The organism is Streptomyces spinosus, assembly GCF_020400655.1.
Classification (GTDB): domain Bacteria; phylum Actinomycetota; class Actinomycetes; order Streptomycetales; family Streptomycetaceae; genus Streptomyces; species Streptomyces argyrophylli.
The window spans coordinates 234,476-255,148 of record NZ_JAINRC010000009.1 but is presented as its reverse complement, the minus strand read 5'-3'; the positions used below and the strand labels follow the sequence as shown (position 1 = coordinate 255,148).

At 74.5% G+C, this 20,673-nt stretch carries 21 protein-coding genes; 11 read left to right on the top strand and 10 right to left on the bottom strand.

Going from position 1 to position 20,673, the window contains the following annotated elements; genetic code table 11:
• Nucleotides 1-150 precede the first annotated feature (150 nt).
• From LG395_RS19125 to LG395_RS19110, 4 genes are all read left to right on the top strand, one after another.
• The gene (locus LG395_RS19125; RefSeq protein ID WP_225810597.1) at nt 151-1,218 is read left to right on the top strand and encodes a PHP domain-containing protein; all 1,068 of its coding nucleotides are present in this window, start codon (nt 151-153) and stop codon (nt 1,216-1,218) included.
• Between the two features lie 55 nt (nt 1,219-1,273).
• A complete protein-coding gene (locus tag LG395_RS19120) occupies nt 1,274-1,930 on the top strand; it encodes an HAD family hydrolase (protein WP_171150509.1) in 657 nt (218 codons plus the stop codon).
• Between the two features lie 320 nt (nt 1,931-2,250).
• The gene (locus tag LG395_RS19115) at nt 2,251-3,282 is read left to right on the top strand and encodes an SDR family oxidoreductase (protein ID WP_225810596.1); all 1,032 of its coding nucleotides are present in this window, start codon (nt 2,251-2,253) and stop codon (nt 3,280-3,282) included.
• Nucleotides 3,283-3,324: 42 nt separating this feature from the next.
• Entirely contained in the window at nt 3,325-3,564 is a 240-nt protein-coding gene (locus LG395_RS19110) for a hypothetical protein (RefSeq protein WP_225810595.1), read from the top strand.
• Nucleotides 3,565-3,741: 177 nt separating this feature from the next.
• Here the strand turns inward: LG395_RS19110 and LG395_RS19105 are convergent, their stop codons facing one another.
• From LG395_RS19105 to LG395_RS19095, 3 genes are all read right to left on the bottom strand, one after another.
• Entirely contained in the window at nt 3,742-5,031 is a 1,290-nt protein-coding gene (locus LG395_RS19105) for an ROK family transcriptional regulator (protein ID WP_171150511.1), read from the bottom strand.
• 86 nt (nt 5,032-5,117) lie between these two features.
• Entirely contained in the window at nt 5,118-5,501 is a 384-nt protein-coding gene (locus LG395_RS19100) for a hypothetical protein (protein WP_225810594.1), read from the bottom strand.
• Nucleotides 5,502-5,809: 308 nt separating this feature from the next.
• Nucleotides 5,810-6,703: a DUF3626 domain-containing protein gene (locus LG395_RS19095; RefSeq protein ID WP_225810593.1), complete on the bottom strand. Its 894-nt coding sequence runs from the start codon at nt 6,701-6,703 to the stop codon at nt 5,810-5,812.
• Between the two features lie 81 nt (nt 6,704-6,784).
• Between LG395_RS19095 and LG395_RS19090 the strand changes: the two genes are divergently transcribed.
• From LG395_RS19090 to LG395_RS19075, 4 genes are all read left to right on the top strand, one after another.
• Nucleotides 6,785-7,279, top strand: coding sequence for an FBP domain-containing protein (locus LG395_RS19090; RefSeq protein WP_225810592.1), 495 nt, complete (start codon nt 6,785-6,787; stop codon nt 7,277-7,279).
• 80 nt (nt 7,280-7,359) lie between these two features.
• Nucleotides 7,360-8,610, top strand: a complete 1,251-nt coding sequence (locus tag LG395_RS19085) for an FUSC family protein (RefSeq protein ID WP_225810591.1) — start codon at nt 7,360-7,362, stop codon at nt 8,608-8,610.
• Between the two features lie 112 nt (nt 8,611-8,722).
• Nucleotides 8,723-9,802: a hypothetical protein gene (locus tag LG395_RS19080; protein ID WP_225810590.1), complete on the top strand. Its 1,080-nt coding sequence runs from the start codon at nt 8,723-8,725 to the stop codon at nt 9,800-9,802.
• 245 nt (nt 9,803-10,047) lie between these two features.
• Entirely contained in the window at nt 10,048-11,163 is a 1,116-nt protein-coding gene (locus tag LG395_RS19075) for a lactonase family protein (protein ID WP_225810651.1), read from the top strand.
• Here LG395_RS19075 and LG395_RS19070 read toward each other — a convergent pair.
• On the bottom strand, nt 11,131-11,856 hold the full coding sequence (locus LG395_RS19070; protein ID WP_225810589.1) for a DUF2470 domain-containing protein: 726 nt from the start codon (nt 11,854-11,856) through the stop codon (nt 11,131-11,133). The two genes, LG395_RS19075 and LG395_RS19070, sit on opposite strands and share 33 nt — an antisense overlap.
• Nucleotides 11,857-12,103: 247 nt before the next feature.
• Between LG395_RS19070 and LG395_RS19065 the strand changes: the two genes are divergently transcribed.
• Nucleotides 12,104-12,379 (top strand): hypothetical protein, encoded by a 276-nt coding sequence (locus tag LG395_RS19065; RefSeq protein WP_225810588.1) that lies wholly within the window; start codon nt 12,104-12,106, stop codon nt 12,377-12,379.
• Nucleotides 12,380-12,508: 129 nt separating this feature from the next.
• On the opposite strand, the gene LG395_RS19060 is transcribed toward LG395_RS19065, so the two are convergent.
• Nucleotides 12,509-12,805, bottom strand: coding sequence for a GYD domain-containing protein (locus LG395_RS19060; protein ID WP_225810587.1), 297 nt, complete (start codon nt 12,803-12,805; stop codon nt 12,509-12,511).
• A 96-nt stretch (nt 12,806-12,901) separates the two neighbouring features.
• Here LG395_RS19060 and LG395_RS19055 point away from each other — a divergent pair, with 96 nt between their 5' ends.
• On the top strand, nt 12,902-13,162 hold the full coding sequence (locus LG395_RS19055; RefSeq protein ID WP_225810586.1) for a hypothetical protein: 261 nt from the start codon (nt 12,902-12,904) through the stop codon (nt 13,160-13,162).
• A 30-nt stretch (nt 13,163-13,192) separates the two neighbouring features.
• On the opposite strand, the gene LG395_RS19050 is transcribed toward LG395_RS19055, so the two are convergent.
• Complete coding sequence (locus tag LG395_RS19050) at nt 13,193-13,801, bottom strand: TetR/AcrR family transcriptional regulator (RefSeq protein WP_171150519.1); 609 nt, start codon at nt 13,799-13,801, stop codon at nt 13,193-13,195.
• 120 nt (nt 13,802-13,921) lie between these two features.
• Here LG395_RS19050 and LG395_RS19045 point away from each other — a divergent pair, with 120 nt between their 5' ends.
• Complete coding sequence (locus tag LG395_RS19045; protein WP_225810585.1) at nt 13,922-15,505, top strand: cytochrome P450; 1,584 nt, start codon at nt 13,922-13,924, stop codon at nt 15,503-15,505.
• On the opposite strand, the gene LG395_RS19040 is transcribed toward LG395_RS19045, so the two are convergent.
• The 4 genes from LG395_RS19040 to LG395_RS19025 form a co-directional block, all read right to left on the bottom strand.
• A complete protein-coding gene (locus LG395_RS19040) occupies nt 15,467-16,318 on the bottom strand; it encodes a pentapeptide repeat-containing protein (protein WP_225810584.1) in 852 nt (283 codons plus the stop codon). The two genes, LG395_RS19045 and LG395_RS19040, sit on opposite strands and share 39 nt — an antisense overlap.
• Before the next feature lie 162 nt (nt 16,319-16,480).
• A complete protein-coding gene (locus LG395_RS19035; protein ID WP_171150522.1) occupies nt 16,481-16,795 on the bottom strand; it encodes a hypothetical protein in 315 nt (104 codons plus the stop codon).
• A 442-nt stretch (nt 16,796-17,237) separates the two neighbouring features.
• Nucleotides 17,238-18,539, bottom strand: a complete 1,302-nt coding sequence (locus tag LG395_RS19030; RefSeq protein WP_225810583.1) for an alpha/beta fold hydrolase — start codon at nt 18,537-18,539, stop codon at nt 17,238-17,240.
• A 257-nt stretch (nt 18,540-18,796) separates the two neighbouring features.
• Nucleotides 18,797-19,834, bottom strand: a complete 1,038-nt coding sequence (locus LG395_RS19025) for a LacI family DNA-binding transcriptional regulator (RefSeq protein ID WP_225810582.1) — start codon at nt 19,832-19,834, stop codon at nt 18,797-18,799.
• Between the last annotated feature and the right edge of the window lie 839 nt (nt 19,835-20,673).

The following is a 20,673-nucleotide window of genomic DNA, read 5'->3' as shown; positions in this document are numbered from 1 at the left end:
GTGGGTCACGTGGACGGGTCACGCAGTACCCGGCGGCGGTGGGCACAAACGGAACCGCCACCGCGGGCACGGAAGGGGCCGCGGACGGGCCGCGGCCGGACGCGCGGTTCCCCGCGCCGCTGCGGGGCGCCTGGTGCACCCTTGGATCTCATGGACCCCGTCGCCGCCCTCGACCGGATCGCGTTCCTCCTGGAGCGGGCGCTCGCCCCCGCCTACCGGGTGCGGGCCTTCCGCACCGCCGCCCGGACGCTGGCCGCGCTGCCCGGGGGCGAGGTGGCCGAGCGGGCGGCCGCCGGGACGCTGGAGTCGCTGAAGGGGGTCGGGCCGAAGACCGCCCAGGTGGTGCGGGAGGCGCTGGACGGTGAGGTGCCCGGGTACCTGCGCAGGCTGGAGGAGGAGGCCGGGAAGGCGGCCGGCGCCGAGGGGCCGGGGGCCGGTCTGCGGGCGCTGATCCGCGGGGACTGCCACACGCACTCGGACTGGTCCGACGGCGGCAGCCCGATCGAGGAGATGGGGCGGGCGGCGGCCGGGCTGGGGCACGAGTGGACCGTGCTCACCGACCACTCGCCGCGGCTGACCGTGGCCCGTGGGCTGTCGCCCGAGCGGCTGCGCGAGCAGTTGGCGGTGGTCGCGGAACTGAACGCTCGCTGGGCGCCGTTTCGGCTGCTGACCGGCATCGAGTGCGACATCCTGGACGACGGCTCGCTGGACCAGGAACCGGAACTGCTGGAGCGGCTGGACGTGGTCGTGGTGTCGGTCCACTCCAAGCTGCGGATGGACGCCCGGTCCATGACCCGGCGGATGGTCGCCGCCGTGCGCGATCCGCACGCCGACGTCCTCGGGCACTGCACCGGCCGTCTGGTCACGGGCCGGGGGCGGCCCGAGTCGCAGTTCGACGCGGACGAGGTGTTCGCCGCGTGCGCCGAGTCGGGGACCGCCGTGGAGATCAACAGCCGCCCGGAACGACTGGACCCGCCCCGGCGGCTGCTGCGCCGGGCGGTCGAGGCGGGGGTGCTGTTCGCGGTGGACACCGACGCGCACGCACCCGGGCAGCTGGACTGGCAGATCCTCGGCTGCGCCCGGGCCGAGGAGTGCGGGGTGCCGCCCGAGCGCGTGGTGACCACCTGGTCGGCCGACGAGCTGCTGGGCTGGACGCGCGAGGGACGGCTGCCGGCACGCGTGGCGGGTTCCCGGCGTGGTACCCGCTCCCGGAGCTGACAGCGAGGACCTGGGGCCGGCGGGAAGGCCCCGGGGCTGACGGAGAGGACCTGGAATGGACCGTGCCGCCGTGTTCGACGTCGACGGAACCCTCGTCGACACCAATCACCTGCACGTCGTGACCTGGTGGGAGGCGTTCCGGCAGGCGGGCCACGAGGTGCCCATGCACGCCGTGCACCGGGCCGTCGGCCTCGGTTCGAGCGACCTCGTCGCCCATCTGCTCGGTGACGACCGGGACCGGGACCAGGACGCGGAACTGAGCGCCGCGCACACGGCGCTGTACGGCCAGTACTTCGACCGGCTCCCCGCCCTGCCGGGGGCCGGCGAGCTGCTGCGGCGGCTGCACGGGGACGGCTGGACGGTGGTCCTCGCCACGTCGGCGAGCGGTGCCGAGCTGGGTGCGCTGCGCCGGGCGATCGGCGCGGACGACGCCATCACGGCCACGGCGAGCGCGGACGACGTGCGGGAGGGCAAACCCGCCCCGGAGCCGGTGCAGCACGCGCTGGAGCTGGCCGGGGTGCCCGCCTCGCGGGCGGTGTTCGTAGGGGACACCGTGTGGGACATGCGGGCGGGCAGCAAGGCCGGGGTGCGCTGTGTGGGCGTGCTGTGCGGCGGCATTCCCCGGGCCGACCTGGAGGAGGCGGGGGCGGAGGCGGTGTACGCGGACCCCGCGGACCTGCTGGCGCGGCTGGCCGGGAGCGCGCTGGCGTGAGCCGTTCCCCTGGTGACGCACGTCACGTGGGGGGCTGGAACACCCGAGTGTGGTTGCCCGTTGAACTAGCCGTGGGTGCGGATGGGACAGTGTCCCCGGGCCTCACCTTTTGCCCACAGGGACGATCGTTCGGCTGAAGCCCTGTGGAGCGTCTCGCCGAGAGGCGACCGCCATCCGCCCCCACCACCGACCGCCCCGGTCGTGATTCCCCCGTCACGGCCGGGGCTTCCTCATGCCGCCCGGGCCGCGTGTGCGCGGGCGGCGGCCGGGTACCCGGCCGCTCGTCGCAGCCTCCGCCGCGCCGACGAGAGGAGCCGAGGGTGAGCAGCTCAGTGGGCAGCAGGGTCGTCGTGACCGGCGCCACCGGCAATGTCGGGACGAGCGTGGTGCGCCTGCTCTCCGAGGACCCGGACATCAAGTCCGTGCGCGGGCTGGCCCGGCGGACGCCCGCGTGGTCGCCGCCGAAGACCGAGTGGTCCGCCGTCGACGTCGCCGGGGACCAGGCGAACCTCGCCGAGCGGTTCGAGGGTGCCGACGCCGTGATCCATCTGGCCTGGGCCTTCCAGCCGACGCACGATCCGGCCACGACCTGGCGGACCAACGTGCTCGGCAGCATCCGGGTGTTCGAGGCGGTCGCCGCGGCCCGGGTACCGGTGCTGGTGCACGCCTCGTCCGTCGGGGCGTACTCGCCGGGACCGAAGGACCGCCCGGTGGACGAGTCCTGGCCGACGCACGGCTGGCCGGACGCCGCGTACTGCCGGGAGAAGGCCTACCTGGAGCGCACGCTCGACGTGTTCGAGCGCGACCACCCCGAGGTGCGGGTGGTCCGGATGCGCCCGGCGTTCCTGTTCAAATGGGAGTCGGCGAGCGAGCAGCGGCGGATCTTCGGCGGGCGGTTCCTGCCCGGTCCGCTGGCGCGGCCTGACCTGCTGCCGTTCCTGCCGGACGTCCCCGGTCTGCGGGTCCAGGCGCTGCACACGGACGACGCCGCCGAGGCCTACCGGCTCGCGGTGCGCTCGGACAACGCCCGGGGCGCCTTCAACCTGGCCGCCGACCCCGCGCTGGACGCCGGTGTCCTCGCCGAGCTGCTCGGCTCCCGGGCGGTACGGCTGCCGCGTACGGCGGCCCGCACGGCCATCGCCGCCGCCTGGGGGCTGCACCTGCTGCCCGCCTCGCCGCACCTCTTCGACGCCGTGCTGCGGCTGCCGCTGATGGACTGCGCGCGGGCGCGCGCCGAGCTGGGCTGGGAGCCCCGGTACACGGCGACCGAGGTGATCCAGGAGTTCCTGGACGGACTGCGCAAGGGCGGCGGGGCGGAGACCGAGCCGATGCGCGGGCGCAAGGCCGGCTGAGCGCACAGGCACCGAACGAGCCGACGAGGAGCGGAGAAGACCATGACGGTGCGGAAACCCGGGTCCGGGGCGGAGCAGCGGCCGGTGCCCCGGGACATGCCCGACCAGCAGGCCCGGCCCGACGAGGATCCCTGGGACGTGTCCACGAGGCGCGCGGCCGGCGAGGAGCCGGACCGGGACGTCGCACCGGACACGGACGAGGCCGGCACCGGGCCCCGCGGCGCGGCCCGGCCCGCCACGGCACAGTCGGAGCACCCGGTTCCGGACGAGCCGTCGGACTGATCGCGGGGCGGGGCGCCTGATGCTCAGGGCGGCGCTTCCGGCCGGCCCGGGGTCCGCAGCGGCCGGGGCCCGGCTCGGACCGGGCACGGCTCCTCCGCCCACGACGCGGGTCGCGCGGAGCGCCTGACCTCACCCGGCGGACAGGCGGCCCGGCCCGGAGCGCCCCCGGGCCGCCTCTCAGTGCGGGGCGCGTTCCTGGAGGGCGGTTCGCCAGGCGGGCAGGCGGTCCTCGGCGGCCGGTTCGGGGCGGCGGCCGCCGCTGGCGAAGAAGTCGGCGAGCGGCAGGATCGCGGCGCCGACGGTGACCGCGTCCGGTCCGAGCCGGCCGAGGTCGATCGTCACCTTGTCGGCCGGGTGCCGCAGCGCGTACGTGGCCGCGTGCCGCCGTACGGCGGGCAGGAACCGCGTGCCGAGCTGGAGCCCGGCCCAGCCGCCGATGAGGATCCGCTCGGGCTGGAAGAGGTTGATCAGGTCGGACAGGCCGGCGCCGAGGTACTCGGCGGTCTCCTCCAGGACGGCCAGCGCGACCGGGTCGGCGGTACCGCCCTCGGACGGGTACGCGGCGGCGAGCATCGCGGTGAGCGCGGTCTCCTCGTCGGTGTCCTCGGGCGGCCGCCCGCCCTCCTCGCGCCAGCGGGCGAGCAGCGACTCGGCGCCCGCGTAGGCCTCCAGGCAGCCGGGCGCACCGCAGCGGCAGCGGCGCCCGCGCACCCGTACCGTCAGGTGGCCCCACTCCACGGCCCGGCCGTGTTCGACCTCGGGGGTGACCAGGCAGGCGCCGACGCCGGAGCCGAAGAGCACGACGACGGCGTTGCGGGCGCCGCGTCCCGCGCCGAACCACATCTCGGCCTGGCCGAGCGTCTTGGCCCCGTTGTCGATGAAGTACGGCACCCCGTCGGGAAGCCGGGAGGCCGAGCGGAGCAGTTGCTCCAGCGGGACGGCGTCCCAGCCGATGGTCTGCCCGTGCACGACGGCGCCCCGGTCCGGGGTGTGCTCCACGATTCCGGGGACGCCGACACCGACACCGAGCAGCCGGTCGGGCACGGCCTGTTCGGCGGTGAGGACCTCGGCGACGCCGTCGCGGATGTGACCGGTGATGACGTCGACGTCGTAGCCCTGGGGGGTCAACGGGCGCTCGACGCGGGCCAGTTCCGTGAGGGCCAGGTCGAACAGCTCCACCCGGACCCGGGTCTCGCCGACGTCCACGCCGATCATCTGGCCGCTGTGCGGGGCGACGCGCAGCAGCGTGCGCGGCCGGCCGCCGTCGGAGTCGACGCTGCCGGCCTCCTCGACCAGGCCGTCGGCGATCAGGTCCGCGACCACGTTGCTGACCGAGCCGGAGCTGAGTCCGGTGGCCGGGCCCAGCTCGAACCGGCTGAGCGGGCCGTCGAAGTACAGCCTCTGGAGCACCGCCGTCCGGTTGCCTCGTCTCAGGTCGCGTACCGTGCGCCCGTTGCGCGCCGCCATGTGGCTCCCTTCACGAACCCTGCCCGACCTGCAACATACCCCTTCGGACAGCCGGGGCGCGACATTTCCCCAACCCTTAGTTCACGCTATGAGCTAAGGCGGAGACGTTTGATCTCGTCCAGTGCCGCGACCATTTCCGGCCCGACGGTGTCGCCGGTCCACCGCCGTCGTCGCACGCCGGCCGCCCGGGGGACCGTCTCGACCAGCGTGATCAGGCGGCGGCAGGCGCGGGAGAGCGCGAGCCACAGCCGCCCCGACCGGCCGAAGCCGACGCGGCCTCCGGCGTCCCGGTGGCCGGCGAGGAGGCCATGGTCCTTCCCGACGTCGTCCAGCGGGGCGAGGGAGAGGAAGCCGGCGACCGGGTCACCCCTGCGGGGGCCGCCGGCGAGCGGGCGCACCCCGCCCGGCCGGGCGGGCGGCGGGCCCGCCACGGCAGGGATCCGCCGGGCCCGCTCCCCGGTGTCCCGCACCCCGCTCCCCCTCCCCCGGCGGCTCAGCCCGCCGCGTACACGTCCTCCACGCAACGCCCGTCCGCCACCAGCGTGCCGGGGCACCGTCCGGCCGCGGCCTCGTCGGCGCCGGGGGTCCGCTCCCGGTACAGGGTGTCCAGGGTACGGAAGGCCGGGCGGACGCCGGGAGCCGTCCGGGCGCCGGCGCCCGGCAGTCGGCCCGGCGGGGACCCGCACCCGCCGAAGCCCCGGCGGCGGCACCCCGCCCCGGCCGCGAACCCCAGCGGCGGCGCCCCTCCCCGCCCTCGGCGCCGGGCCTCCCGAGAACCTCAGCGGATGCGCTCCGGCGGGGGTGTCCTCGCCGTTCCCGCGCCCTGCGGGGCGCCGAAGCGGGCCAGGGTGTGCCAGACCATCTTGAGGGCCTGGAGGTCGTACCGGCCACTGCGGGCCGCGTCCCCGATGACGCGGGGGGTGACGAGGCCGCGCTCTGCGATGCGCGCGCCGAGGTCGGCGTACTGGGGGCCGCGGTAGTCGGCGTGCCGGCGCAGCCCGGTGACGGTGAGGCGGTAGCCGGGGTGCCAGGCGAGCGGGAAGGGCAGGCGCCGGGAGGCCGTCTCCACCGGTGTGCCCCGGTAGCTCGCGTCCAGTACCAGCGCCTCCACGTCCCGTCCGAGCAGCACGCCCCCGTGCACATGTGCCTCGACGTAGTCGTTGAGGGCGTCCTGCCGGTCCGCCTCGGCGAGGGCGATCAGCGGCATGGCGCCGGCCACGCCGAAGTCGCCGGGCCCGGTCGAGCTGTCCGGGTAGCAGAAGGTGGCCCGGGCCAGGACCGCCCCGCGGAGCCTGAGGTGCGAGGAGCCGAAGCGGGGGGCCGCGCCGACCACCTGGCGCCGGAAGTCGAGCGCGCCGTACACCGGGCGCTCGGCCGGGTCGGCGTCGTCGTAGGCGCCGCCGAAGATCCGGCTCTCCCAGCGCGTCCGGTCGCCGCCCGGGTGGGCCGTGAGCCCGCCGTTGCTGGTCCCGGTGACGAACTGCGAGTGGTACGCGCCGTCCCGGGCCAGCGACTCCAGGATCGGCAGCCCGCCCGAGGTCCGGTCGGGGTGGAAGTTGAGCGTGATCCGCAGGTCCGGGTCGAGCGGCGGGCCGGACGCGGTGCCGGTGACGTGCTCCAGCGCTCGCCGGGCGCTCCGGGGCAGCCCGGGCGGCCTTAGCCGGAAATCCATTGGATCACCCCTGTACAGCTAAATAGGATAGCCGTCAGCCTAGAGCTCCTAGGTTGCGACCGGAACATCGGAAGGACCCTCATGAGATCGCTCACCGAGCAGGACGTCCGCAACTCGTTTATCAACTGCTCCAAGGGCGAGGCCAAGCGCCTGGCCGTCCCGCGCGATCTCGGTGACCGCCCCTGGGACCAGCTGGACTTCCTCGGCTGGCGCGATCCAGGCGCTCCCGACCGCAGCTATCTGGTCATGGAGCGGGAGGGCCGCCTCGTCGGCGTGGCCCTGCGTTTCCCGCCCTCACAGCGCGGCTTCCTGCACCGGAGCATGTGTTCGCTGTGCCTGACCACGCATCCCGGCGGCGGGGTGTCGCTGATGACCGCGCGGAAGGCGGGGGCGGCCGGCCGGGACGGCAACTCGGTCGGGCTGTACATGTGCACCGACCTGGCCTGTTCGCTGTACGTGCGCGGCAGGAAGGTCCCCGAGTCCGGCGCCCGGTTCGAGGAGAGCCTGACGCTGGAGGAGCAGATCGCGCGCATGACGGGCAATCTGTCCGCCTTCGTCGACAAGCTGTACGCGTAGGCACCCTGGCGCGAATCAGGCGCAATCAGTCCGCAAACGGCTACGTTCGACGCACCCCATGAACGGGAACAGGCCAAGGGATGCGCGAACGAAAGTTGACCAACGAACTACTGCGACTGGCGAAACGCCGCCGGGAGCCGGTGGTCGTCCAGACACTGCGGTCGGCCACGGCCGCGACCATCGCCTACGTCATCGCGCTCCGGCTGAGCCCCGAGCCGGCCCCGCTCACCGCGCCGCTGACCGCGCTGCTGGTCGTCCAGGTGACCTTCTACGCCACGCTCACCAACGGCATCCGCCGGGTGAACTCGGTGGTCGCCGGCGTCCTGGTCGCCATCGCCTTCAGCGTGCTGGTGGGTCTGACCTGGTGGAGCCTCGCCCTGCTGATCGTCGCCGCGCTGGCCGTGGGTCACCTGGTCCGCGTCGACGAATACGTGGCCGAGGTGGCGATCAGCGCCATGCTGGTGCTCGGGGTCACCACGGTCGGGTTCACCGCCTGGGCGCGGATCGTCGAGACGCTGATCGGCGCGGTCGTGGGCACCGCCTGCAACCTGCTGCTGCCACCCCCGGTGTGGGTGGACGCGGCCGGCCGGTCCATCGAGGACCTGGCCCGCCGGGTGCGCCAGCTGATGCTGCGGATGGGCGAGGAGGCCGGGGCCCGGATCCCCTGGGAGCGGGCGGCCGAGCGGCTGCACGAGGCGCGCCGGCTGGATCACGACATCGTGCAGGTGGACGCGGCGCTGCGGCAGGCGGAGGACAGCCTGCGGCTCAATCCACGCGTGAAGGAGGGACTGCTGCACCGGGTGGTGCTGCGCACGGGCCTGGACACCCTGGAGATCTGCACGGTGGTGCTGCGGGTGCTGGCCCGCTCGTTCACGGACCTGGCGAAGGCCCGCGGGTCGCGGGAACTGTTCCCGCCCCGGGTGGGGGCGACCGTGGAGCAGCTGCTGTCGGAGATCGCCGACGCCGTGGTCAGCTTCGCGGTGCTGGTGACGACCCATCTGAGCGAGAACGCCGAGTCGGCGGAGGCACGGCTGTCGGCCGAGCTGCACACGGCGGCAGGCACCCGGGACCGGCTGGCCGAGCTGCTCCAGGAGGAGATCCGCAAGGACTGGGCGCACTGGCAGCTGCTCGGGGCCGTCCTGACCGAGACGACCAGGATCATCGACGAGCTGAACACCGAGCACCGCACCCGCCGCCTGCTGGAGGAGCTGGACCGGGTCTCACGCGGACAGCGGGCCAAGCTGCCGCGGATCGCCTGGCTGCGCGACCGCCTCGGGGTCCAGGAGGAGCTGTGGCGGAACCGCGCGGGGTTCGGTGGGCGTTATCGGTGAGGAGGCCGCGGGGGCGGTCCGGCGCCGCGGCCGAGCGCAGGGGTGGACGGCGTCGCAGGAGACGGGGCGTCCGGATGCCCGCTGACGGCACCGGAAGAGACGGAGCGCACGGATGACCGCTGACGGAGTGCGGATCGACGGCAACACGCTGCGGTTGCCCGGCGGGGTGGCGGTGCGGTTCGTCCGCACGCTGCGCCTGCCCGAGAGCGGTACGCATCCGCTGCCGCCGGGGCTGGGCGAGTTCCCGGTCCGGCGGGTCGCCGACCACGTCGGCCGGGTGCCCGAGTGGATGGGGGCGCGCGGCGGCGTCATGCTGCCGGTGTACCTGCGCGAGGCGATGTGGCTGAGCTTCGCGGCGCCGGAGCCGGCCGCGCTCCAGGTCGGTGTGGGCAAGGTGTGCGCGGTCTCCGGCGAGCCCTGGAGCGACCGGCTGTCCCGGCGTCCGCAGAACTACGTGGTGCTGCCCCGCCAGCCCTGGCTGGACGGCATCAACTCCGGCAAGGGCACGGTCCGCCAGTTCGTGGCCGTACCGCTGGGGCTGGGCGCGACCGTGGAGGGGCAGGTCACCGGCGAGGAGGTGTGGGGCGGCGTCCAGCTCCAGTCGTTCCCGCTGAAGGAGGACGCCCTCGACGGGTGGCGGCGCCGGGAGCGGGAGCGGCAGCGGCGCCTGGCGGGCGCGCGCGGCGGCTACGGCGCGGCCCTGCCACTGTCGGCCCCGGCCCCGGGCGGGCCCCCCGGATCACCGCCGCCCGCGCCCGCCATGGCCTTCGGCGGCCCGTCCGCCCCGGCCGCCGCTCCCCCGCGGCGTGCCGCCGCCATGGGGCTCGGCGTCGGCGGCTCGACGCGGCAGGAGGTGTACCAGGACGACCGGCCGCTGGGCGACTGGTCCGAGCAGCCCGCCGGGCGGGTGTTCGTGCACCTGGTCACGCCCCCGCAGTGGCGCCGGATCACCGGCGAGGAACCGCCGCCGTCACCGGTGGACCGGGCGGCGTACACCCGGGCGGGCCTGCCCTGGTACGACTACTACGACGCGGACGCCGGGGACCTCGCCCCCACGGGCACCCTGGAGGCGGTCGAACCGGTCGGCGAGTGGCTCGGGGACGACCTGGAGCCGTGGCAGGCACCGTCCGCCGGCCAGGTGACACCCCTGAAGGACGCGCCGGGCAAGCCGGTGGCGGACGGGGACTGGTAGGGGGCGCCGGCGTCGTGTGCCGCGTGACGGCTGCTGCCCGGCTTGCCCCCGGCGAGGTGCGCGGGCCAAGGTGGCTGTCACGAGCGGGACGACCGACGACCTGGGGCAGTGGCATGGGCACGGAGGAACAGACGGCGACAGGCGGGTCCCGCCTCCCCCGGCGGGACCGGGACCCGGAGCGGGAGCAGGGGGGCTGGACCCGACGGCGGTTCGTCGGCGCCGTGGCCGGTACGGCGGCGGTCGTGATGGTGCCGTCCCCTGCGGCCCCGCCGGTGGACACGCCGGCCGGGCAGGACGAGCCGGAGGCCGCCCCGCCGCCCCGGAAGCCGTCCGGGCCGCGCCCGCTGTACGTGGGCACCTACACCTCCGTCGAGGGCGGCGGCACCGGCATCGGCCTGGCGTCGTACGACCCGCGGTCGGGCCGGATCACCGGGTCGGGCACACTCACCGGGGTCCCCGACCCGTCGTATCTCGCCGTGCACCCGGACGGCCGCACGCTCTACGCGGTGGACGAGCGCGAGGACGGCGGGGTGACGGCCGTCCGCCTCGCGGACCGGCGCGTCCTCGGCACCCGGAGCACCGGCGGCGCCGGTCCGTGCCATCTGTCGGTGCATCCCTCCGGGCGCTGGCTGCTCAGCGCGAACTACGGTTCGGGCAGTGTCGCCGTCCACCCGATCGGCGCCTCCGGCGCGCTGGGTGAGCGCACCGCCCTGGTCACGCACAGCTCCCCGCCGCCCGGCCCCGGCCAACAGGGGCCGCACGCCCACCAGTTCCTCACGAGTCCGGACGGTGGGCACGTCCTCGCCGTGGACCTCGGCACCGACACGGTCTACACCTACCGCCTGGACCGGGTGAAGGGCACGCTCACGGAGGTGGCGCGGGCGCGCACCCGGCCCGGCGCGGGGCCGCGCCACCTGACCTTCCACCCGGGCGGCCGGCACGCCTACCTGGCCAACGAGGTGGACGACACCGTGGTGGTGTGCGGGTACGAGCCGGGAACCGGGCGCCTGACGATCGGCGAGCCGCAGTCGACGGGCTCCGGCGGCGGCACCAACTATCCGGCGCAGGTCCTGGTGACGGCGAACGGCCGGTACGCGTTCCTCGCCAACCGGGGCCACAACAGCCTCGCGCGCTACGCCGTCGAGGACGGAGGAGCCCGGCTGCGGCTGCTCGGCACGGTGCCGGTGGGCGGGGACTTCCCCCGCCAGATCGCGTTCTCGCCCGACGGCCGGCTGCTGTTCGCGGCGAACCAGCGCTCGGGCACGGTCACCGTCTTCCGCGTCGACGCCGACGACGGCGGACTGCGCCTGACCGGTGAGCCGTTCGCGTCACCCGTCGCCGTCTGCGCGCTGCCGCTGTAGCGCCCGGGGGCGGGCGGCGGCGCTCGCCTGGGCGAGCAGGGCGTGCACGCGCTCGGTGAGCTGGGGGACGTCGTCGGCGGGTGTGTGGAAGGGCAGTCGTACGTCGTCGTGGGTGCGGACGCGTTCGATGCGCAGGGTGAGCCCGTGCCGGTCGACGGCGAGCGGCGCCACCCGGGTCGCGGCGAGCAGGCTCTCGGGCCGCACCAGGCGGGTGAGCCGCTCGACGGCGTCCGGGTGGGCGTCGGCGAGGTGGGTGAGCAACCGGGCCTCGGCCGCGGCCAGGGGGTCGGGCCGGGCGGCGCGGAACTCGTCCGGGTCGACCACCACGGCCCCGGCGGACCGGCGCAGCACCACGCGGGTGGGCCGGAAGAGGAGGGTGCCCTCGAACGGGGCGAACCAGCCGGACAGGAAGAGCCGGGCGCGGATGCGGTCGCGCACCGGGACGGGTGCCACGTCGGCGAACTCCAGCAGGGCGGAGGGTTCTTGGCGCGGGGCGCACAGCACCGCGCCGAACAGGGCGCTGTCGTCGGGCACCGCCAGCCGTACCGCGCCGTCCTCGGTCACGGTGTGCGCGCCGACGTACTCCTCGCGGACGCCGTCCGCGGTCACCGCGCACGACCAGGCGGCGGCCGGCACCGAGCGTGCCCGTTCCGCCGCGCCGGGGGCGGCCGTCCAGTCCTGCGTGTCACCCATCCGGGGCCTCCTTTAGGTAAGCCTTGCCTAACCTATCGGAGATCGAGGCGCACGCCAACCACGCCGTCCCACCCGGGAGCGCCCGGCCGCACCCGGGTGCCCAGGACGGGCGGGACGGACGATGCGACGCTGGAGTGAGGGGCTCCCGGGTGAAGGACACTCACCGGGCGTCGCCAGGCGGCCGTATCGCGCGGTCCGGCCCGACGGGACCGGGGCCGCGTGACGAACCGGAAGGCAGGTGCGTCCCATGCGTACGTCGACCCGTATCGCCGGTGCCCTCACCGGCCTGGCCCTCACCCTCGGCGGTGCGGTCCTCGCCGCTCCCACGGCCCGGGCGGACATCCCCGCCTGCACGCGGATGGCCGAACTGGCCGGTGCCACCGCTTCCGACGCCGTCACGGCGGCCTGCGGCCGTGGCGTGGTCGGAGACACGCAGGGTTGTGTGACCGGACTGACCGGGGCCGGAGTGGCGGGCGGTGCCGCGACCGGTGCCTGCCGGCAGGCGGCCCACGAACCTCGTTAGAGGCCGGTGCGGGCGACCGGGTGACCCCGGCCCCGCCTCGCGGGCCTCGTGCGGAGCGCCCCGTGAACTCGCCGTCCGCCGGGGGCCCTCTCCTCGGCGGACGCCACCGCCCGCACCACGGGGTGCGCGTCAGCCGGCCGCCTTGGCGATGATGCGTTCCATCTCCTCCCGGCCGAAGGCCCGCAGGGTCGTGGAACGGACGTTGCCCACCCCACCGAGCTGGAGGAGTGCCGCGGTGGCGGTCTCCTCGTCAGCCGCCTCGACGATGGCCACGAGGTCGTACGGACCGACGGTCCAGTAGATGCTCAGGAGCTTCGCCCCGAGCTTCTGCACCGCAGAGCCGAAGCTCTCGGCGCGCTTCGCGGTGTCCTTGTAGTTCCGGACCCCCTGATCGGTCCAGCTCAGCAGGGCGACGTACGTCGGCATGTCCACCACCTTCACGCGAAGACTGATCCCGGGGTCAAGCCTGGGCACCCGGGCCGCAACGCGCGCGCGGTACGCGCCCGAACGAGCAGGACGGGCGTGGGCGGGCCTCGGACGGCGGCGACACCCCCGCACCCGGCGCGGATCGGGTCCTCCCGCCCGCCCCGCGGCACCTGGCCCGCGACCCCGACCCGCACGTGCGAACTCGTCGGTACGTTCGCCTCCACCGACGCCCGCGCCGTCGCCGCCTTGTGGGCGGCCCACGGCCTGGACGCGAGCCCGGCGGTCCGCAAGAAGGCGGGCTGGTACGTGCCCGGCGGGACGGTCAACGAACGCACCGTCCTGCGCGTCCTCGGGTGACGGGACGGCCCCGCCGCCGGCGCCACCCCTTCAGGCGAGAACGCCCAGCAGAGCGCGGGCGCACAGGTCGCGCACCTCTTCGCGGCTCAACTCGCCTTCTCCACGCAGCCATTCGAGACAGACGGCGGTGGTGAAGGCGAGCCAGCCGCGTACCGCGAGGCGCACCTGCGGGGCGGCTTCGACGGCGGACCCGAACTCCGGATCGGCGGCGAGCGCGGCCAGGATCTGCTTCTCCTGGGCGGCCAGCGCCCGCTGGTAGACCCGGCGCACGGCCTGGTCGCCGGCCGCGTCGGCGCGGTGGAAGGCCCGGAAGCCGTGGGCGTGCGCCTGGACGTAGCCGAGGTAGGTGTCGAGACCGGCCGTGAGCTGCTCGCGCACCGGCACCCCGGGCTCGGCCGCCGTCATGCGCAGCATGCGCGCGCTCTCCCGCTCCACGACGGCGGCGAAGAAGTCCCGCTTGGTCGGGAAGTAGTGGTAGAGCAGCCCCCGCGAGACCCCGGCGATCTCGGCGACCTGCTCGATCCACACGTCGTCGTAGGGGCTCTCCGAGAACAGCTTCGCGCCGACCGACAGCAGTTGCTCACGGCGTTCGCCGGTGCTGAGTCTGCGCCGGGCGCGCTCCCCCTGGTTCGCGGGCATGGCGTCACTTTACTTGACGTCGGTTCAACAGGCGCACCACACTGGAACACGTTATTGAACTCACGTACAACACACGCGCGTCACTGCTCAACCATCCGCTGGATCAAGGGAGATCGCGTCATGGCGGCGACGACGGAGACCATGGAGACCGGGCTGCCCAGGGGTTTCCGCAGCGCCGAGCAGGGCTGGCCGGAGCTGCGCCGCATCCCCCGTCCGCCGCACCGGCTGCCGCTGCTCGGCGATGTGCTCGGCGCCGACCGGCACCGGCCGTTGCAGGACTCGATGCGCTACGCGCGCGAGCTGGGGCCGATCTTCCGGCGCCGGGCGTTCGGCAAGGAGTTCGTGTTCGTGTGGGGGGCGCGGCTGGTCGCCGACCTCGCCGACGAGTCCCGGTTCGCCAAGCACGTCGGCCTGGGCGTCGCCAATCTGCGGCCCGTGGCCGGCGACGGCCTGTTCACCGCCTACAACCACGAGCCCAACTGGCAGCTCGCGCACGACGTCCTGGCGCCCGGGTTCAGCCGGGAGGCCATGGAGGGCTACCACGGGATGATGCTGTCGGTCGCCGAACGGCTCACCGATCACTGGGACCGCCACCTGGCGGCCGGGCGCACGGTGAACGTGCCGGGTGACATGACCCGGCTGACCCTGGAGACGATCGCCCGGACCGGTTTCGGGCACGACTTCGGCTCCTTCGAGCGGGACCGGCCGCACCCCTTCGTCACGGCGATGGTCGGCACGCTGACCTACGCGCAACGGCTGAACAGCGTGCCGGGGCCGCTGGCCCCGCTGCTGCTGCGCGCCGCCGCCCGGCGCAACGCGGCCGACATGGCCCACCTCAACCGCACGGTGGACGGCCTGGTCGCCGCCCGGCGCCGGTCCGGCGGTGGCGGCGAGGGTGACCTGCTGGACCGCATGCTGGCGACGGCGCACCCGGAGACCGGGGAGAAGCTGTCACCGGAGAACGTCCGCAAGCAGGTGATCACGTTCCTGGTGGCGGGCCACGAGACCACCTCCGGCGCGCTCTCCTTCGCCCTCCACTACCTCGCCCTGCACCCCGCCGTCGCCGCCCGGGCCCGCGCCGAGGTCGACCAGGTCTGGGGCGACACCCCGCGGCCCGGCTACGACCAGGTCGCCAAGCTGCGCTACGTCCGCCGGGTACTGGACGAGTCGCTGCGACTGTGGCCGACCGCGCCGGCCTTCGCCCGCGAGGCCCGGCGGGACACCGTCCTCGCCGGGGACCATCCGATGCGCCGGGGCGCGTGGGCCCTGGTGCTGACGCCGATGCTGCACCGCGAACCGGAGGTGTGGGGCGAGGACGCCGAACGGTTCGACCCCGACCGCTTCACCCCGGCGGCCGTCCGCGCCCGGCCACCGCACACCTTCAAGCCGTTCGGCACCGGCGCACGGGCCTGCATCGGCCGCCAGTTCGCCCTCCACGAGGCGACCCTCGTCCTCGGCCTGCTGCTGCGCCGCTACGAGTTGTCGGCCGACCCGGGCTACCGGCTCAGCGTGGCCGAACGGCTGACCCTGATGCCCGAAGGGCTACGGCTGCGCCTGGAGCGGCGGCCGGCTCGCGAGGAGGCCGGCGACGCGTGGGCGCGACCGGACCGGGCAGCGGCCGCGGACGACCGGCGGCACCACCCGGCCGAACCGGCGGAGCCCCGGTCAGCGAGCCGCTGTCCAGTGCGCGGGGCGACCGACTGAAGCCGGCAGACGCGTTCCCGCGCTGCCCCGCGCGGCGTTGAGCTGCGGCTGGGTGAGGAAGAAGGCGCCGGTGAGGTCCGCGTCGGTCAGGTCGGCATCGCGCAGGTCGGCCCCGATCAGATCCGCGCCGCGCAGGTCGGCACCGGTGAGGTCGGCGGCGATGAGATAGGCGCCGCGCAGGCTCGCCCCGCGCAGATCGGCGCCCCTGAGGCGGGCGCCCATGAGGTCCGCGCCCCTGCGGTCCTTGCCCCGGCCCTTGCCCTTGCCCTTGCCGGAGCCGGCGCCGGCCCGGACCAGCTCGCTGGTGCGCAGCAGGAGCACGTTGACCTCCTGCCGGTGCGCGGCCACGTCCAGCGCGGCCAGCTCCCCGGGAGTCCGCCGGGTCAGCCCCTCGGTCTTCTCCAGCGCCCGGCGCAGGTCGGGGTGGACGGGCCGGGCGGCGGGCAGGGCCAGCGCCTCGGTCAGGTACCACAGCAGTTCGTGCAGTTGCCGTACGACCGGGAAGACGTCGAACATCCGGCGCGCGTGCTCCTCGGACCCCGTACGCCAGTCCTGCCCGCCGAAGGTGACCTGCGAGACCTTCTGGCCGGCGCCGAAGCAGTCGTAGACCGTGCAGCCGGTGAAGCCCTTGCGACGCAGGCCGGCGTGGATGCCGCAGCGGTGGTCGCCCTGGAGGTTCGGGCACGGCTTGCCCGCGGGCTTGTCCAGCGCGAAGTCGGCGGAGCGGGCGAAGGGAAGGGCGACACAGCACAGCCCGAAGCACCGGGCGCAGTCGGCGCGCAGGTCGGAGGGGTCGGCTATCTGATCCGGCATGGGGTCCAGCGTACTGACCTGGCGGCACACGTCCTCGCGCCTGTGCCACCAGGTGTGCCGTGACGTGTGGCGACGCCGCGGCGTTCCCCTCACAGCGGAGCGAAGCCGCTCATGGCCGGGGTCTTCCGGCATGAGCGGCTTCGCTCCGCGAGTCGAGTCGGCTCAGGTCACGGCCGGGGGCTGCCGGCGCAGCTGCTCGACCTGCCGGTTGCGGACACGGCGGTGGTGGCGGAGCCTTTTGGCCTTTTTGAACAGGACGAGGCCCCAGCCTCCGATCAGGGTTCCGAAGAACACACACGCAGCTGTCGCCGCAGGTTTCCCGGTGATGCCGCAATACGCAACCCCGCAGTAACATGCGACCGCGATAATCCACGTGGCGATCGCGCAACCGAACAGGATCCGCTCGTCCCGACGCTGTAACTGGTTCAGATCGTCGAGCCAGAAGTCGACCTGTCGGCTGGTGAACGTGTTACACACGGTGGCTCCCGGCTGCGAGGCCGTGGCACACTACGTACGCACCAGCGCACTGGTCTATGCCAGTGGCGTCCGCGTCACCGCGTGGCAAGGTGTTGGTGTTGATGGTCGACCACCTTTCGGTAGCGCTGTCAAATCCCATACGGCGGCTTCCTGTTGGCGCAGGGAGCCGTCGGCCTTTTGGGTCTCCAGGGCTCAGCGCCGCCTAGTGGATTCCTATGTACAGCAATGGATCGACTTACACCGCGCTCATCTCACCATGTGGGCCGGGGAAACAAAGCCGGGCAGACCGCCTGCGTCACCCCGCCCACCTGCGCTTTCCCTTGATCAAAAAGACTGTCGCAATATCGTTCCCGGCGTATTTGTGATACAGGCCACCAGTTTATATCGTTTCAATTACGCTGGGTATCCTTCTGGCTACGACCTGAACATCCGCTTACCGCCCTCATACCTCGTCACGCACCAGCGCCAGCAGCCGGTCCAGGACGCGGGGTGCGCCCGTGCGCAGGCCGTCGTGCTCGTACTCGTTGGTGACCCACGGGCGCAGGCCGCGGATCACGCCGGCCGTCTCCAGGGAGTGGCCGCTGTCGACGTACATGTCGTCGTGGTAGACGGCCGCGGCGGCCGGGACCTCGTTGGCGGCGAGCCGTGCGGGGTCGTAGAGGGGGCGCCAGTCGGTGCGGGCGGCGAGCAGGCCGGCCGTCTCGCGCAGGGGGCGCAGGGCCGGGTCGGAGTCGAACATCCAGGGGTGGACGGTCTCGCCGGTGAACAGGACCGGACCGTCGCCGGTGAGTGTCTTGGCCGCGTCGAACTGCGGGAACTCGGCGCGGACGCGCTCGGCCGACCAGGCGGTGGGGCGCGCGTCCTGGCCGTAGATCGTCTCGTGGACGAGGGCGTAGAGGGGGTGGGAGGCGTACGACAGCAGGGACTGGGCCTGTTCCTGGAAGGCGTCGGACAGCTCCAGGCCGGCCGGGGTCACCGCGAAGGCGTCCTCCAGGAGGTGGTGCAGCCGGTGGCTGCCGTCGCTCGTGCCGAGCATCTGGCCCAGGGACTGGAAGGCCTCGACGGTGAGGCGGTAGCCGTTCGGCAGGACCACGTCGTGGGTGAGGAGGTGGTCGGCGATCCGGCGGGCCCGCTCCACGTCCTGCGGGTAGCGGGCGTAGTGCGCGGCGACCTTGCGCTCGATGCGGGGGTAGGCGGCCCGGTAGACGTCGTCGGCGTGGGCGTGCAGGGAGGGCAGGCCGCCGGTGATGATCGCGGTGGCGATGCCCTCGGGGGCGAGGGAGAGGTACGACACCGTGCAGAAGCCGCCGAAGCTCTGGCCGAGCACGGTCCACGGGGCACCGCCGGTGAGCTGGGGGCGGATGGCCTCGCAGTCGCGGACGATGGAGTCGGCGCGGAAGTGGGTGAGGTAGTCGGCCTGGGCGGCGGGGCCGCCGCGCAGCGGGAGCGTCTGCCGGGTGGCGGGCGTGGAGCGTCCGGTGCCGCGCTGGTCGAGGAGCAGGACGCGGTACTCGTCCAAGGCCCGGTCGAGCCAGGCCTGACGTCCGACGAAACGATTCGCCCCGAAGCCGGGGCCGCCTTGCAGGTACACCAGCCAGGGCAGGTCCCGCCCGGCCTTGTCGCTCGCCACCGCCTCGCGGGCGTACAGCTCGATGGTCTCGCCGCCCGGATCGGCGTGGTCGAGGGGCACGGTGAAGTGGCGGTCGGTGAGCACGACGCCGGGCTGGCGGTAACTGAGGCTCAACGGGTCTCCTGGGACGGACGGGCTGGACGTCTCCCAGTTGAGCACATGAGCCGGTGTGGGCCGAGCCCCGGGATCATGGATTGTTACTGAACTTCCGGTCAGCACCTCTGGTCGGCGCCTCCGGTCGACGTCCGCGATCGACGCCTCCCGTCGGCGCCTCTGATCGACGTCCGCGATCGGCGCCTCCCGTCGGCGCTTCCGGTCGGCGCGCGCCCCGGCGCGGCGGGTGCACCGGCGCGGCAAGTGCACCGCGGGGCTCAGCGTGCGGCGAGGCTGGAGCGGCGCACCACCAGCTCCGGCTGGAGCACCACCCGCCGGTGCTCGTGCGCCCGTCTGCCCTTGCCCTCGCCTTCGCCCTGCTCGGTCTCCTCCAGCAGCAGTCCGGCGGCGAGGGCGCCCATCGTGACGGCGGGCTGCCGCACCGAGGTGAGGGGTACGGCGGCCGCGGCGGCGAACTCGATGTCGTCGTAGCCGACGATCGCCAGGTCGTCCGGGACGGTCACGCCCGCCGCGTACATGGCCTGGAGCACGCCGAGGGCGAGCAGGTCGTTGGCGCAGAACACGGCGGTGGGCCGGTCGGCGAGGCCCAGCAGCCGGGCGCCCGCGTCCCGGCCGGCGGCCACGTCGAGCCGTTCGGTGGGCAGTTCGCGCAGCGCCTCGGGGCCGAGCCCGGCCTCGGCGAGGGCGTTCAGCGCGCCGGTGCGCCGGTCGCGGACCTGGTTGAGCCCGGGCGGCCCGCTGACGTAGGCGATCGAGCGGTGCCCGGCGTCCACCAGGTGCCGGACGGCCAGCGCGCCGCCCGCGATGTCGTCCACCGAGACCGAGCACTCGGTGGTGCCCTCGGCGACCCGGTCGACCAGCACGAACGGGATGCCGTGCCGGCGGAAGGCGGCGATGTTGCGGCCGGTGGCGTCGGCCGGGGTGAGCAGGACGCCCCGCACCCGCTGTTCGGCGAAGAGCGACAGGTACTCGGCCTCCTCGGCGGCGTCCTGCGCGCTGTTGCAGACCATCACGCCGAGCCCGGCGTCCCGGGCCGCGCGCTCGGCCCCGCGCGCCACGTCCACGAAGAACGGGTTGCCCATGTCGAGCACGAGCAGCCCCATGATCCGGCTGCGGCCCGCCCGCAGCTGGCGCGCCGACTCGCTGCGGACGTAGCCGAGCCGGTCGATCGCGGACAGCACGCGCGCACGGGTCTCGCCGGCGACGGTGTCCGGGCGGTTGATGACGTTCGACACCGTGCCCACCGACACTCCGGCGGCGCGGGCGACGTCCTTGATACCCACCGACTGGGCCATCGGGCTTGGACCTCCAGGGAACGGGGATGCGGCGGGACGACCTTCACATTACCGTCACGCCGTCAGGGCGAAGCCGGTCACCGGCGACGCCGAGGGCGTCAGGCCGGCGGACTTCCCCCGGTACGGGAACGACGAACGGTGTCCGGGCCCGCGGGCCGCGGCGATCCGGCCGGAACGGGAGGACGGCGCAGGCGTTGCCGTACCGGTCGGGGAGGGGCTCGGTGCGCTGACCGGAGCGGAGCGGGACGGGGGTCCCGGTCTTCCGCCGGCCGCCTGGAGGCAGTCTCGCACAGGTGGCAGGCGCGTCCGTGCGCGGTGCCGTCGGCGCCGCCGTCCGTGCCGCGCTGCCCGGGACGGCCCGGAACATGGGCGACGGCGGCGTGCGGGCGGCCCGCCGGGCCGGTGCACCGGACGGTGCCGGGGACGTGCTCGGCGGTGCGGGTGCCGGTCCCCTCCCCCGGCTCGGCCCACCGCGAACCGCCGTGCCCGGCACGGGTGTTGTGGCCGTTGGAGGGGACGCCGGCGCGGGTGTTGCGGCCGTTGGAGGGGACGCCGGCGCGGCAGCCGGACCGGTGCCGGCCCCCGGGCGTGGTGACGAACCGCGGGCAGGTGAGGCGCGGTGCGGTCGCCGGCCCGTCCAGGGTCGTCCCCGCGGCCCCGGAGGCGGACCAGGTCCAGGCCGTGGACGCCGGGTGGTCCGGCGGCCCGGCGGCGGACTCGGCGCGGGAGGAGCCGTCGTCCGCCCGGCGGGCCACGAGCGCCCCGTGTCCCGCGGTGGACGCGGCGGTGCGCCGGTGGCCCTGGCAGGTCGACGGGCCGTTCCTCCGGCAGGAGTCGGT